Source organism: Microbacterium sp. TW_SC_2 (genome assembly GCF_055361165.1).
On sequence record NZ_CM143952.1, the window covers coordinates 558,538 to 572,171 of the forward strand.

Sequence of the window (13,634 nt, forward strand, 5' to 3'; positions counted from 1 at the left end):
GGGTCGGAGCGCCCGTAGCTCAATGGATAGAGCATCTGACTACGGATCAGAAGGTTAGGGGTTCGAGTCCCTTCGGGCGCACATCACAGAAAGACCCGGCCGGGATCCACATCCAGGCCGGGTCTTCTTCGTTAGATGCACCCCGGCGTGAGTCGGAGCGGTGTCCGCCGGGTGCCCTCGCATCCGCTGCGTGATCATTGACGCGGTTATCGCCGTGGGTTAGCGTGAGGATAGCGCACCTGGGGCTGTCTGCTTTTCTGTTCTTCACGACGATAGGCGGACATGTGAATACTCGGACGACATCAGAGCCCGGCCGATCGAAAGCCCTGCTCCTCAGGCGCGGGCCCGTTGCGGCGGGCGGCGTCGTCGCCCTGACCGTGGCAGCTCTGTGGATCGGTTTGCCGAGCGCACAGGCGGCCACCGCCGTCAATCTCGAGACCGCAGAATCGTACGTGGTGTTGGCGGGATCGACCGTCACGAACACCGGGAACAGCGTCCTGAACGGCGACCTCGGTGTGGCTCCCGGCACGGCGATCACGGGTTTCCCGCCCGGAATCGTCGTCCCGCCCTCCGTGATCCACTCCGCGGACGCCGCTGCATTGCAAGCGCAGGTCGACCTGACCTCGGCCTACGGCTCGGCTGCCGGCCAGCCCTCCGACTTCGACATCACCGCCGACCTCGGCGGTCAGTCACTGGTCCCCGGTGTCTATACCGCCCAGACGTCGGCGGGACTCACCGGGGCGCTCACTCTCGACGCTCAGAACGACCCGTCCTCGGTGTGGCTGTTCCAGATCGGCTCGACGCTCACCACGGCCACGGACAGCTCCGTGGTCCTGGTCAATCAGGCTCAGGCCTGCAACGTGTTCTGGCAGGTCGGAAGCTCTGCCACGCTGGGAACGGACACCGACTTCGTCGGCACGATCATGGCGCTCACATCCGTCACCGTCGTCTCGGGCACCACGGTCGAAGGGCGAGCTCTCGCCATCAACGGAGCAGTCACACTCGACAACAACGTCTTCGTGGACCCGCGATGCGACGACCCGGATGCTGATGCGGACGCGGATGCCGATGGCGCGGTGGATGTCGATGGTGCGGTGGATGTCGATGGTGCGGTGGATGTCGATGGCGTGGACGGCTCGGTCGACGGCGATGTCGATGGCGTGGACGGCTCGGTCGACGGCGCGGTCGATACTGATGCGACCGATGGAGCGGTGGATGTCGACGGCGCGGTAGACGCGGATGGCTCGGTCGACGTGGACGCCGCTGTCGATGTGGACGCCGCTGTCGATGTGGACGCCGCTGTCGATGCCGATGGTGCGGACGGCGCTGTCGATGCCGATGGTGCGGACGGCGCTGCCGATGCTGATACCGACGGCGACCTCCCGGCGACAGGATTCGACGGGTGGGGGCTGCTGCCGGTGGGTGCGGCGCTGCTGACCGTCGGAAGTGTGCTGCTGCTGGTCCGGCGAAATCGCCCCGGGCGCCAGTCCTGACCGAGCAGGCAGGGCACGATGCCCGGGGCGTGATGCAGGGGGGCGTCAGCGGCCGGGTGATCGCGACGGCAGTCTCACTGCTCGTGGTGATCACGTATGTGTTCGTGTCGCTCCTGATCGTCACGCGGCCGAGTCCGATCACGACGGCGTTCTCAGGCCTGACATCGGCGGCGAGTCCTTATCTCACGCAGAAATGGAATGTGTTCGCGCCTCACATCTCCAAGTCCAACCCGCAGCTCCGGGTGCAGGCGCAGTGGCGTGATGAGGAGGGGCGCCTCGTCAAGAGCACGTGGATCAACGTGACTGCCGTGGAGTTCCGCGCGGTCACCGGCAATGTCCTTCCGTCGCGCATCCAGAAGCTCTCGTGGAACGCACTCTCCTCCTACATGGCGCGTTTCGGCGATCTGAGCGCGGAGCAGAAGGCGGTGGTGCAGGACACCTTCATCGAGAGGTTCGACGGCGGCTACCGGGGGATTCCGGCGGAGCAGCTGATCGATCGCCTGACGTCGCTCGCAGACAATCGTGGGGACGTGCTCGAGTCGCTTCGGTATGACTTCATGCTGAAGGAGTACGCGACGTACTTTGCGACCGCGGCTTTCGACGAGGAGATCGTTCGTGTCCGGTGGGAGGTCTACCGGGAACGGCCGAACGATTTCGACCGACGGTTCGATGACGTCCCACAGCACGAACCGACTGTCACGCGGTTCGGGTGGCGGCAGGCGGACGATCGGGTTCGTGAAGACGCGCTCGCTGCCTTCGAAGAGGTCATCGAACGATACGGTGATGGATCGTGAATCCGGCGCCGCGGACAGCGCGCGATCCCCGCCGCGCCCCGCCCCATCGCCTGGTCGAGTGGGTGGCGGGCGTCGAGCAGGCAACGTACAGCATGTCAGCGTTGCGCATCTTGATCGGAACGGCGATCCTCTGGTCTCTCGTCACGAGCGCAGCGGACCGGCGTTACCTGTGGGGCGCCGGATCGGCGTGGGTCGATCCAGCCGTAGACCGCCGCGGCTACCCGGAGTTCCTTCGGGCGGTGTTCCCGAAGGATGATCCGCTGATGTTCGATCTCAGCTATGGCATCCTCGTCACCCTCGCGATCCTCTTCATCCTCGGTTTCGCAACCCGACTCGTCACGCCCCTGCTGCTGTTCTACTGGCTCGCCCTTTCGACCAACAGCGTCTTCCTGACGAACGGCGGCGACGTCGTCATCCGGCTCGTGCTGCTGTTCTGCATCGTGGCCAACCTCTCCGCGCACTGGTCGATCGATTCGTCCATACGTCAGTATCGGGGCACCGCCTCGATCTATCCCGTGGCCGTGACGAGCCGGATTCCAGAATGGGCGCGCGTCGCCGCTCACAATACGGCCGTGCTCCTGTGCTCGTACCAGGTCTTGTTGATCTACGTGAACTCCGCGATCTTCAAGCTCATGGGCGATGAATGGTTGCAGGGCAGTGCTCTCTACTACGCGCTGCAGCTCGACGTCTTCCAGGTCTTCCCGGAGCTCAGTTCGGCGGCATGGCAATCCACCCCGCTCGTGATGGTGGGGTCCTGGGTCTCCCTCTGGGTGCAGTTGCTGTTTCCCGTCCTGCTGCTGTGGAGACCGACGCGCGACGCCGCTCTGATCGTCATCATGGTCATGCATCTGGGTATCGGCCTGTTCCTCGGATTGTGGCCGTTCTCGATCGCGATGATCGCTCTCGATCTCGTCTTCGTGCGGGACATGTCGTGGAAGCGGTTCTTCGCGTGGTGCGCCTCGGCGCGGGAGGGTCGTCGACTGCCGTCGTTCTCGCGACCGCGCCTGTCGAGCGAGGGCTGACGTTCGCGCGGTGTTCGGCCCGACGAACGCATCCGACTCCTCGGTGCGCGGTCGGACACGCATCCGCACGGACGCTCCGGGATGCCTTTCCGGCCGATCACCGGGCGGTGGCGGGGATCAGGTTCGTGATCGCGGCGTCACGGCGGGCGACCTCGACCGCGGTCGCCATGATCACCCGGCGCATCGCGGCGACCGCGACGGCGGGAGTGACGTCGGAGCGGTGCGCGAGGCTCACGGTCCGGCTCATCATCGGATGCGCGAGCCGTACCGAGCGCAGGCCGGGGCGATCGAGCAGCACCATGGCGGGGACGACCGCGACACCGATGCCGCGTTCCACGAAGCGCAGCACCGCATCCATCTCGGCGCCGGCGAGCACGGGGCGGGGAGACAGCCCCGCCGCGCGGAAGGCGGCATCCGTCGTGGCCCGGAGCTCGTAGCTCTCGTCGAACGTGATCAGCGGCAGCTCGGCCAGCTCGGCGAGTTCGACGGATGCCGCGGCCGTGACGGGAGGCTGCGCGGCCGAGGACACCACGACCAGCTCCTCTGCGAGGAGGTCGGTGCGGGTGAGGCTCACTCCGGTCGGCGCCTGCCCCTCGGCGGTCGTCACGAGGGCGATGTCGAGGGCGCCGATCGCGAGCTGCTCCACCAGCGTGCGCGAACCCGCCTCCGTGAGTTCGAGGTCGACGCCGGCGTGCGCCGAGCGGAACACGCCGATCGCCTCCGCGACGAGGCTGATGCACAGGGTCGGCGGAGCCCCGAGGCGTACGCGTCCGCGGCGCAGACCCGCGAGCTCGTCCATCTCCTCGCGGATCGCCTCGGCCTCGGCGAGCATCCGCTGAGCGCGGGGGAGCAGCGTCTCCCCGGCGGCGGTGAGCGCGATGTGGCCGCGGGCGCGGTGGAACAGCTCGGTGCCGAGCTCGCGCTCCAGGGTCGAGATCTGTCGACTCAGCGACGGCTGGGCGAGATGCAGGTGCTCGGAGGCGCGGGTGAAGTGGCCGAGGCGGGCGACCTCGACGAACCCGCGCAATTGCTCGAGGTTCATGGTCATAGCCTACTCGCATGGACAGCACTCGAACTATGCATTGGAGTTATCAGTTTCCCCTGATTAGCGTCGGACGTATGAGTACACGCGAACGCCAGATCTCCACCACGGTCCTCGTCATCGGCACCGGCGGCTCCGGGCTGCGCGCGGCGATCGAGGTCGCCGAACGCGGCATCGACGTCCTCGCCGTCGGCAAGCGACCCCGACAGGATGCCCACACCTCGCTCGCCGCCGGAGGCATCAACGCCGCCCTCGGCACGATGGACGAAGACGACAGCTGGCAGCAGCACGCCGCGGACACCATCAAGGAGAGCTACCTGCTCGCGAACCCGCACACGGTCGAGATCGTGACCCAGGGGGCCGAGCGCGGCATCCGCGATCTCGAGCGCTGGGGCATGGACTTCGCGAGGGAGGACGACGGCCGCATCTCGCAGCGTTTCTTCGGAGCGCACACTTTCCGCCGCACGGCGTTCGCCGGCGACTACACCGGGCTCGAGATCCAGCGCACGCTCGTGCGCCGCGCCGAGCAGCTCGAGGTGCCGATCCTCGACCACGTCTACATCACCCGCCTGCTCGTGCGCGACAACGTGATCTTCGGGGCATACGGGTTCGACCAGTCCGACGGCACCCGCTACCTGATCCACGCCGATTCGGTGATCCTCGCCGCCGGCGGTCACAACCGCATCTGGCGTCGCACGTCCTCCCGCCGCGACGAGAACACCGGCGACTCCTTCCGTCTGGCGGTGGAGGCGGGGGCGCGTCTGCGTGACCCCGAGCTCGTGCAGTTCCACCCCTCCGGGATCATCGAACCCGAGAACGCCGCGGGCACGCTCATCTCGGAGGCCGCGCGCGGCGAGGGAGGAGTGCTGCGCAATGCGCTGGGCGAACGGTTCATGGCGAAGTACGACCCGGAGCGGATGGAGCTGTCGACCCGCGACCGCGTCGCCCTCGCGGCGTACACCGAGATCAAGGAGGGACGTGGCACCGCGAACGGCGGCGTCTGGCTCGACGTCTCACACCTGCCGCGCGAGACGATCATGACCCGGCTGCCCCGCGTCTATCAGACGATGATGGAGCTGCAGATGCTCGACATCACGACCGATCCGATCGAGATCGCCCCCACGGCGCACTACTCGATGGGCGGTGTCTGGGTGCGGCCGGACGATCACCAGACCGACGTCGAGGGGCTGTACGCGATCGGCGAGGCATCCAGCGGCCTGCACGGGGCGAACCGTCTGGGCGGGACAGGCGGCCATGGATCACGCGGCCGGACTCGATGCGCAGCGGCGCTCGGCCGAGGCCGTCGCGCAGGCGCGGACCGAGATCGCCGACCTGCTCGCCGCGGACGGGCGCGAGAACGTGCGCGCTCTACAGCGCGCGATCCGCAACACGATGACCGAGCACGCGGGCGTCGTGCGCGATGAGGAGGGCCTGCTCCGCGGACTGGCCGAACTGGACCGCATCGAGGAGCGGATGGCCGACATCGGCATCCATCCCGACATCGCGGGGTTCCAGGACCTCGCACACGCCTTCGACCTCAAGGCCTCCGTGCTCGCGGCGCGCGCCACGATGGAAGCCGCGCTCGAGCGCCGGGAGACTCGCGGATGCCACAACCGCAGCGACTATCCCGAGATGGACCCCGCGCTGCAGGTCAACCTCGTCTGGTCGCCGACCGCCGGGGTGACCCGAGAGGAGATCCCCGAGATCCCCGCGGAGATCGCGGAACTCATGCGTGAGGTCGATGCCGACGGCAAGCTCCTCGAGTAACCCCTCCGACCCGTGGGCCGGGGGCGGGCATCAGCTCCCGGCCGCGGCGTCCTCATCGATCTGCGGCTGACCGACGATCCCGATGCCGACCGCCTCATGATCCGGCTCGGCCTCGTCGCGCTTCGGAGCCTTCGGCTCTTCGCCGGGCGCCTTCTCGGTGCTGGGCTCTTCCAGCTCCTCCGTGCTCGGGACCTCCTGCGCGTCGGCGTCCTCGGGCGACTCGGCCTGTTCAGGAGTCTCGGCCTGTTCAGGAGTCTCGGCCTGCTCGGGGGCGGTGTCCTGCACGGGAGCGGATTCCTGGTCCGGGGTGGATTCCTGGTCCGGGGTGGTGTTCGTCATGATCGACCCTTTCGCGATGTGTCCCCCCAGGATGTCGTCCCCGACCGGTCGGCAGAAGGGGCTTGACGTCATCGGGACGAGCGCCCCGTCGCGAATCTGGTTAACCACGATGAACCGAACGAGGGCGATGCGGCGTAGCCTGGAGGCGTGACTGCGTACGTCTCGGCTTTCGACCTCTTCTCCATCGGAGTGGGGCCTTCGAGCTCCCATACCGTCGGTCCGATGCGCGCGGCGCTCGACTTCGTGCAGCGGCTGCACGCCGAGGGATCGCTGGCGCGCGTCGCCCGCCTCGGCAGCACGCTGTTCGGGTCTCTCGGAGCGACCGGTATCGGGCACGGCACTCCGGATGCCGTCGTCGCGGGCCTCCGCGGACTCTCCCCGGAGACCTGCGATCCCGCCGAGGTGCGATCCGCCTGGACGGCCTTCCCGCCGGGAGGCGAACTGCTTCTCGGCGGCGAACATGCGGTGCCGTTCGTGAAGGACGACATCGTGTTCGCTCCGCGGACCCGGCTCCCGGGACACCCGAACGCGATGACGATCACGGCGTGGGCGCACGACGGCACGACGGTCGCGGAGGAGACGTACTACTCGGTCGGCGGGGGATTCATCCGCCGAGAGGGCGAGGGGGAGGCGCTCGCCACGGCCGGATTCCCCTATGCCTACGCCGATGCCGCGTCGCTGCTCGCGCTCTGCGACGAACGCGGACTGTCGATCGCGGAGGTCGCACGGCTCAACGAGTCGTCGCTGCGCAGCGAGGAAGAGGTCGCGGAGGGACTCGACGCGATCTGGGATGCCATGGCGGGATGCGTCGACGCGGGGCTGCATGCCGACGGTGTGCTGCCGGGTTTCCTGCAGGTGAAGCGGCGGGCCGGTCTGATCCGCGGGCAGTTGGAAGCCGTCGAATCCGAGGGTCACCGCGAGCTTCCCGGTGAGTGGCTGGGGGCATTCGCGCTCGCCGTCAACGAGGAGAACGCGGCGGGCGGACGCGTGGTCACCGCACCGACGAACGGCGCCGCCGGCATCCTGCCGGCCGTGGCGATGTACTGGTGGCGTTTCCTGGCCGACTCGGGGCTCGGGGCGGGCAACGCCGTCACCCCCTACGGCGAGCTCGTCGGCAGCGCACTTCTCGGGTTCGGCCCCGATGCGGGCGCGCTCGCCGCGGGTGCGGACGCCGGGCTCGACAGCGAGCAGACCGCGGAGGCGAACCGCCGCCGCGGCATCCGTCGTTTCCTGCTGACCGCGACCGCGCTGGGCTCGCTGTTCAAGGCCAATGCGTCGATCTCCGGTGCGGAGGGTGGATGCCAGGCCGAGGTCGGATCCGCGTGCGCGATGGCGGCCGGCGGGCTCACCGCCGTGATGGGCGGCACGAACCGGCAGATCGAGAACGCCGCCGAGATCGCCATGGAGCACCACCTCGGACTCACGTGCGACCCGATCGGCGGGCTCGTGCAGATCCCCTGCATCGAGCGCAACGCGATCGCGGCGTCCACCGCCGTCACCGCGGCGCGACTGGCCCTGCGCGGCGACGGCAGCCACTACGTGTCCCTCGATGCGGTCGTCGAGACGATGCGTCAGACCGGGATCGACATGTCGACGAAGTACAAGGAGACGAGCGAGGGCGGCCTGGCGGTCAACGTCATCGAGTGCTGAGCGCTCGCCCCCTCACTCCGGGTGCCGACCGGCCCCTTTCTGCGCGAGCCACCCCTTATTTGCGTTCACAAGGGGGCCGTTCGCACAGAAAGGGACCGCTCGGCGGAAGCGACATCATCGAGAGTGAGCGTCAGGGCGAGGTGAGCGGCGGTCCGTAGAGAAGCTGCGCACCCTTCCGGTCTCCGGCGCTGAAGCTCAGACGAGGATTCCCCACGCCGCCGCAGAAGTAGTGCATCACCGACTTCGGGTCGTACTCCCCGAAGGGGAAGAGCGTGACGCTCTCGTCGTCCCCGGGGCAGACGGCGGGCGCGCCGGTGCGGATGTGCTCGTGGCGGAAGCCGAGCACGTGCCCGAGTTCGTGACGCAGCACGCCGACCCGGTTGAACCGCAGACCGGGACGGAAGTACGAGGCGTCGAAGATCACCTTGCGCCGCGGGGGAGGCTGGGTCGGGAAGAACGCGGCAGCGATGAGTCGGCCTTCCTGATCCTGGAATCGCGCGGTGAAGACCAGGTCGTCATGGATCTCGGGTGCGGGTCGCGCGTAGTCGGGGTGGCCGTCGAACCGGTCGACGTGCTCGAAGCGCACCCCGCACACCCGCTCCCAGTCGCTCGCCGCCCGTCGGAGGTTCCGGACCGCGACACGGTAGTCCGTCTCGCGGAGGAACGACTGCCGCATCACGCTGTAGCGCAGCACGACGCCGTCATCCCAGCGGGTGGCCTGGCCCGCGGTCTCGAATCCGACCAGTCCGGAGTCGCCCAGGGGGGCGCTGGGGATCAGCGGTCGCTCGGCGTTCCGTGCGGCGTAGACGACGAGCTCGTCATCGTCGAGGAGAAGGTCGCCCTCGACGACGTGCAGGGTCTGCTCGGCGCCCGGCGGATCGTCCGACCACACGCTCGGTGCCCGGTGCGCGATCTTCTCCGCTTCCTCGACGTACCCCGTGATCATCGCCTCCCTGTGGCGGTCGCGCGGGTGGCCGAGGATCTCGGCGGCGAGGGTCCGGTCACGCCGGTACACGGTCAGACCGCCGCCGCGTCGCCGATGGAGCGGGCAAGCTCGAGGAGAGCGGCGGCGTCGGCACCGTCGACGAACCCGGAGGCGCCGACGGAGCCCGGGCCGAAGGCGTCCCGCGAGCTGCGCTCCCAGTGCGCGCGGATCTCCTCGGCGGCGAGATCACGATCGCCGACCGCGAGGTTCGGATCGTTGCGGGCCTGGGCGACCGCCAGCTTGAACGCGACGCCCGCCTCGGTGACGGCCTGCGCCGTGGTGGCCTGGGCCAGCTTCTCCTCGGCCGCCTTCCATGGCCCGGCGACGGATTCGAGGTCGCGCCATCGATCCGGTTGCGAGCCCCGCAGCGCCACGCGGAGCAGCAGGTAGTCGAACCCCGCGGGGTCGCCCCAGACTCCTTCCGAGAAGAACCTGAGTCGACCGTCGATCACGGTCAGGTGATCGAGCAGCGGAGGTGCGGAGGGGAGCGAGGTGACCACGTAGTACCCGGCGCGAGGTTCGGACGCCAGCACGGCGCCGTGGAGGCCGAGGCGGCCCGTGATCTTGTCGTTCCCCAGGATGGTGTCCAGTCCGGTCGCCACCTTGTCCGCCACCGCGCCGACCGCGGTGAGCTCGGTGCGCTGGGTCAGATCGGCGACGTTCGAGAGGAAGGCGGCGACGCCGGCGAACAGGGAATCCCCGGGGGCCGACAGAAGCCCCACGGTGTATTCGACGTTGCTCGCGCCGAGTGGCAGCAAGGTCGTCAGCGGGACCTGCGAATGGATGGTCACGAAGGCTCCCCCCGCGCCGATCGATTCGAAATCCTCGTCGCTGAGGGTCTTGCTGATGTGCAGCACCTCCCCGCTCGGGCTCTGCCAGGTGACCGCGCTGGCGAACACCGGACTGCGGCCGGCCGCTCGCTCCTGCGCGAACCGCAGCCCGAAGCCGGCGGCCACGAGTTCGACGTAGCGCTCGCTGGGCGGGATCTCATCGGGTGCCTCGGCGACGCCGTCGACGAGGCCGACCCAGCCGTGCACCACCTGCGTCGTCTCACGGCGCCACAGCTGCCTGATCTTGTCCACCAGTCCCACGCGATCATCTCCCTCGATGACTCGGTCCCCCCGGCGATACCTGTGACGCTAGACCTCCGCGCTCGCCGTGTCTATCCCCGGTGCTCCGCCGTCGCTAGCATGACCTGAAGAGGGGCGGGGAACCACGGGAGGGCTCATGGACGAGCGGACCGAGAACTACCTCGAGCTGGTCGACACGGCGATGGCGTCCGTGCGCCGTCTGCCGGCATCGGGGGCGGATTCCACGGCGGGCGGTTTCGCCGACGCCGCTTCGGATGCCCCGCTCACCGCGCTCCTGCGCACGGCGCGCGCGATCGTCGAATACGTGCTGTCGGCGTGCCGTCGACCGCGGGTCAGCGACGCCAACCTGCAGCTGGCCTTCCCGCTGGGGGAGCTCTGGGCGCGTCGCGATCTCCGCCCGGACGAGACGCTCTCGCGGGCGCTGATCACGGTCCAGGCTTTCGCGCGCACCGCGGAGACCCAGGCGCTGCGCGGTGACGCCGGGCGGGTGCGGGATCTCCGCGCGATCTCCGCGTCGCTGCGGCGGGCGGCGGCCGGCGCGGCTTCCCTGGGCGGAGGGCCGCGCGAGGATGTCGACCGCGCCCCCTGGTACGCGCACGTGATCGAAGGAGATCGCTGGGGCGACGTGCTCGGGTATCAGGCACCCACGTCCGCGGCTCGGGCGACGACCGTGTGGACGTCGGTCGCCGATCTCCGGGCCCTTCTGCAGGAGAGCGCGATCGCGTTCCCCGATGTGGCGCCCGCCGTGCCACCGACCCCGCTGCTGCCCACGCCGACCACGGCGCTGCGCGAGTACGAGGATCTCGACCTCAGCGCGGCATGGCAGGTGGAGCCGGATTCCAGGCCGGAGAGGCAGGGGCCCGAGACGGTCGAGGTCTGGTTCGGCACCACGCGGTCGCTGCGCGCGGGCACGACCTCGGAGTTCGGCCCCGAGCGGTCCCCGACGCTGCTTCTCGGGCAGTGCCATGTGTCGGTGCCGTCTGCTCATCGACGCGGATCGGACGGCTCGCCGTGGTGGCAGAAGGTGCTGCGGCTGGACTTCCGCGACGATGCCCTGAAGCTGCAGAAGACCGTGCTGCACGGCGACGACTTCGACGGCGTCCTGAGGGAGCGACTGGACGGCGCCGGCTCCCGGCGAGCGCTGGTGTACGTCCACGGGTACAACTCGTCGTTCGAGGCGGCGATCATCTGCGCGGCGCAGCTGGCGGTCGACCTCGACGTCGACGGCGTGGTCACCGCCTTCAGCTGGCCGTCCCGGGCATCCGAGATCGAGTACATCCCGGATCTCTCCCAGGCAGAATCCGCGTGGGAGCTGTTCGTCGAATTCGTCGGTCACCTGCGCGCGTCCGGTGTCGAACAGATCGACATGCTCGTGCATTCGATGGGCAACCGCGTGCTGTCCTGGGCGATGGAGCGCCTCGGGGGCTCCGGAGCGGCGATCGAACGCCTCTATCTGGCGGCGGCCGACATGGACCCCGACATCCTGCGTCAGCGCTCGGCCTTCTACCGGTCGGTGTGCGAATCGATCACCTCGTACGCCTCGACCTCCGACCGAGCGCTCGGCCTGTCGAGGTTCCTGCACGGCGTCGACCGCGTGGGGCTCCTCCCGCCGGTCACCACGATGGCGGGGATGACGACGATCGATGTGTCGGCCGTGGACGACACCTTCCTCGGGCACGGCTATTTCGCGATGTCGACGCCGGTGCTCGACGACATCGCGGCCGACCTGCGGGGGGAGCCGCCGGGGGCGGGCCGCGGATTGTCCCGCGTCGACGCCGGTTCGTCCCCGCCGCACTGGAGACTGGAGCGCACCCGATGAGCGAGCCGGCGGTCGACATCTCTCGGCTGCGCGTGAGCCGAGGCGCGTCCGAGGTGTTCGGCGGCATCGATCTCGTGATCCCGCGCGGGCAGATCACGGGACTGCTCGGACCATCCGGATCCGGCAAGAGCACGCTGATCCGCTCGATCGTGGGCGTGCAGCGCCTCGGGTCGGGAACGGTCACCGTGCTCGGCGAGCCGGGCGGGTCCTCGCCCCTGCGCACTCGCGTGGCGTACGGCACGCAGGGCGCTTCCGTCTACGCAGACATGAGTGTGCGCCAGAACCTCCGCTACTTCGGGGCACTGCTGAAGGCACCGGCGCGGGACGTGGAGCGCGTGATCGCCGAGGTCGGCCTGGGTGCGCAGGCCGATCAGCTGGTCGACTCGCTCAGCGGAGGGCAGGCCAGCCGGGTCTCGCTGGCGGTGGCGTTGATCGGCGCGCCGGAGCTGGTCGTGCTCGACGAGCCGACGGTCGGGTTGGACCCCGTGCTCCGTGCCGAACTGTGGGAGCTCTTCCGCGCGCTCGCAAACCGCGGCGTCACCCTGATCGTCTCGAGCCATGTGATGGACGAAGCGCTCCGCTGCGATCGGCTGCTGCTCCTGCGCGAAGGGCGGATCATCGCCGACACCACCCCGAGCGCACTGCTGGAGGACACCGGCGCCGACGACCCTGATGCCGCGTTCCTCGCGGTGATCGCGCGGGACCAGACCAGGGGGCCAGGGGTGACACGGGCGTCGAGGCGCGCCCGTCGCGGGGCGCGGCACCACGACGATCCCACCGCGGAGCCGAGATCGTGAACGGCGGGCGGACGCTGGCGACGGCGCACCGCGTGCTGACCCAGCTGCGGCACGATCCGCGATCGATCGCGCTCATGCTCGTCGCACCGAGTCTCCTGGTCGGGCTCTTCGCCTGGCTCTTCAGCGACCAGGATGGCGTGTTCGACCGCGTCGGAGGGGCGATCCTGGCGCTGTTCCCGTTCATCGTGATGTTCCTGATCACCTCGATCACGACGCTGCGTGAGCGCAGATCCGGCACTCTCGAGCGACTGATGACGACGCCGCTGGGCAAAGCCGATTTCGTCGCGGGCTACGCGCTGGCGTTCGGGGCGATGGCGGTCGTGCAGGCGGCGATCACGGTGGCATTCGCGGTGGGGGTCTGCGGGCTCGACGTCGACGGGCCGCTCTGGCAATTGGGACTCGTCGCGGTCGTCGATGCGCTGCTCGGCACCGCGCTCGGACTGCTCGCGAGCGCCTTCGCACAGACAGAATTCCAGGCGGTGCAGTTCATGCCGCTGCTGGTGTTCCCACAGATCCTCCTGGGTGGACTGTTCATGCCGCGCGACCAGATGCCGGACGTCCTGCACGCGATCTCCGACTGGCTTCCGTTGAGCCACGCGATCGACACGATCAACGCCGTTGCGACCGGAGCGGAAGGGTGGGACGTGTTCGGTCCGCTCCTGATCGTGGTGTCGTTCGCGATCGGTGCCCTGGTGCTGGCGTCGCTGACGCTGCGCCGGCGGACGCCGTGAGGGCGCTCACCATGGTTCGGCGTTCACAATTCAGGATGGATGTGGCCGAATCGGGCTGAACACCCCGGTTCCGAGGACGACGGCGCCGAACTGACTGAATCATG

At 69.0% G+C, this 13,634-nt stretch carries 11 protein-coding genes, 1 tRNA gene and 1 pseudogene; 9 read left to right on the forward strand and 4 right to left on the reverse strand.

Features of this window, described 5'->3' with window-relative positions:
* Positions 1-8: 8 nt before the first annotated feature.
* The 4 genes from ACWA14_RS02645 to ACWA14_RS02660 all read left to right on the forward strand — a co-directional run bounded on the left by ACWA14_RS02645 (position 9) and on the right by ACWA14_RS02660 (position 3,309).
* A tRNA-Arg gene (locus ACWA14_RS02645) sits at positions 9-81 on the forward strand.
* Between the two features lie 317 nt (positions 82-398).
* The gene (locus ACWA14_RS02650) at positions 399-1,493 is read left to right on the forward strand and encodes an ice-binding family protein (protein ID WP_463795927.1); all 1,095 of its coding nucleotides are present in this window, start codon (positions 399-401) and stop codon (positions 1,491-1,493) included.
* Positions 1,403-2,287, forward strand: a complete 885-nt coding sequence (locus ACWA14_RS02655; RefSeq protein WP_463795928.1) for a DUF5819 family protein — start codon at positions 1,403-1,405, stop codon at positions 2,285-2,287. Before ACWA14_RS02650 ends, ACWA14_RS02655 begins: the two co-directional genes overlap by 91 nt.
* A gap of 101 nt (positions 2,288-2,388) precedes the next feature.
* Entirely contained in the window at positions 2,389-3,309 is a 921-nt protein-coding gene (locus tag ACWA14_RS02660) for an HTTM domain-containing protein (RefSeq protein WP_463795929.1), read from the forward strand.
* Positions 3,310-3,406: 97 nt separating this feature from the next.
* Here ACWA14_RS02660 and ACWA14_RS02665 read toward each other — a convergent pair whose 3' ends face one another.
* Complete coding sequence (locus ACWA14_RS02665) at positions 3,407-4,351, reverse strand: LysR family transcriptional regulator (protein ID WP_463795930.1); 945 nt, start codon at positions 4,349-4,351, stop codon at positions 3,407-3,409.
* Positions 4,352-4,428: 77 nt separating this feature from the next.
* Here ACWA14_RS02665 and ACWA14_RS02670 point away from each other — a divergent pair.
* Positions 4,429-6,118, forward strand: a pseudogene (locus ACWA14_RS02670) (L-aspartate oxidase).
* A 30-nt stretch (positions 6,119-6,148) separates the two neighbouring features.
* Here ACWA14_RS02670 and ACWA14_RS02675 read toward each other — a convergent pair.
* Positions 6,149-6,457: a hypothetical protein gene (locus tag ACWA14_RS02675; RefSeq protein WP_463795931.1), complete on the reverse strand. Its 309-nt coding sequence runs from the start codon at positions 6,455-6,457 to the stop codon at positions 6,149-6,151.
* Between the two features lie 147 nt (positions 6,458-6,604).
* On the opposite strand from ACWA14_RS02675, the gene ACWA14_RS02680 reads away from it, so the two are divergent.
* Positions 6,605-8,107, forward strand: coding sequence for an L-serine ammonia-lyase, iron-sulfur-dependent, subunit alpha (locus ACWA14_RS02680; RefSeq protein ID WP_463795932.1), 1,503 nt, complete (start codon positions 6,605-6,607; stop codon positions 8,105-8,107).
* Between the two features lie 130 nt (positions 8,108-8,237).
* Here ACWA14_RS02680 and ACWA14_RS02685 read toward each other — a convergent pair whose 3' ends face one another.
* Together ACWA14_RS02685 and ACWA14_RS02690 are read right to left on the reverse strand one after the other, a co-directional pair.
* Positions 8,238-9,122 (reverse strand): matrixin family metalloprotease, encoded by an 885-nt coding sequence (locus tag ACWA14_RS02685; protein WP_463795933.1) that lies wholly within the window; start codon positions 9,120-9,122, stop codon positions 8,238-8,240.
* A 2-nt stretch (positions 9,123-9,124) separates the two neighbouring features.
* On the reverse strand, positions 9,125-10,174 hold the full coding sequence (locus tag ACWA14_RS02690) for a hypothetical protein (protein ID WP_463795934.1): 1,050 nt from the start codon (positions 10,172-10,174) through the stop codon (positions 9,125-9,127).
* A gap of 145 nt (positions 10,175-10,319) precedes the next feature.
* Between ACWA14_RS02690 and ACWA14_RS02695 the strand changes: the two genes are divergently transcribed.
* Genes ACWA14_RS02695 through ACWA14_RS02705 form a run of 3 tightly spaced genes read left to right on the forward strand, consistent with a single transcriptional unit; the run spans position 10,320 to position 13,530 of the window.
* On the forward strand, positions 10,320-12,002 hold the full coding sequence (locus ACWA14_RS02695) for an alpha/beta hydrolase (RefSeq protein ID WP_463795935.1): 1,683 nt from the start codon (positions 10,320-10,322) through the stop codon (positions 12,000-12,002).
* Positions 11,999-12,799: an ABC transporter ATP-binding protein gene (locus ACWA14_RS02700; protein WP_463795936.1), complete on the forward strand. Its 801-nt coding sequence runs from the start codon at positions 11,999-12,001 to the stop codon at positions 12,797-12,799. Before ACWA14_RS02695 ends, ACWA14_RS02700 begins: the two co-directional genes overlap by 4 nt.
* Positions 12,796-13,530, forward strand: coding sequence for an ABC transporter permease (locus ACWA14_RS02705; protein WP_463795937.1), 735 nt, complete (start codon positions 12,796-12,798; stop codon positions 13,528-13,530). Before ACWA14_RS02700 ends, ACWA14_RS02705 begins: the two co-directional genes overlap by 4 nt.
* Positions 13,531-13,634 lie beyond the last annotated feature (104 nt).

Bases quoted from the DNA above. Each gene is read 5' to 3' on its own strand.
- ACWA14_RS02665 (WP_463795930.1), bottom strand. From the start codon at position 4,351: ATGAACCTCGAGCAATTGCGCGGGTTCGTCGAGGTCGCCCGCCTCGGC.
- ACWA14_RS02675 (WP_463795931.1), bottom strand. From the start codon at position 6,457: ATGACGAACACCACCCCGGACCAGGAATCCACCCCGGACCAGGAATCC.
- ACWA14_RS02695 (WP_463795935.1), top strand. From the start codon at position 10,320: ATGGACGAGCGGACCGAGAACTACCTCGAGCTGGTCGACACGGCGATG.
- ACWA14_RS02700 (WP_463795936.1), top strand. From the start codon at position 11,999: ATGAGCGAGCCGGCGGTCGACATCTCTCGGCTGCGCGTGAGCCGAGGC.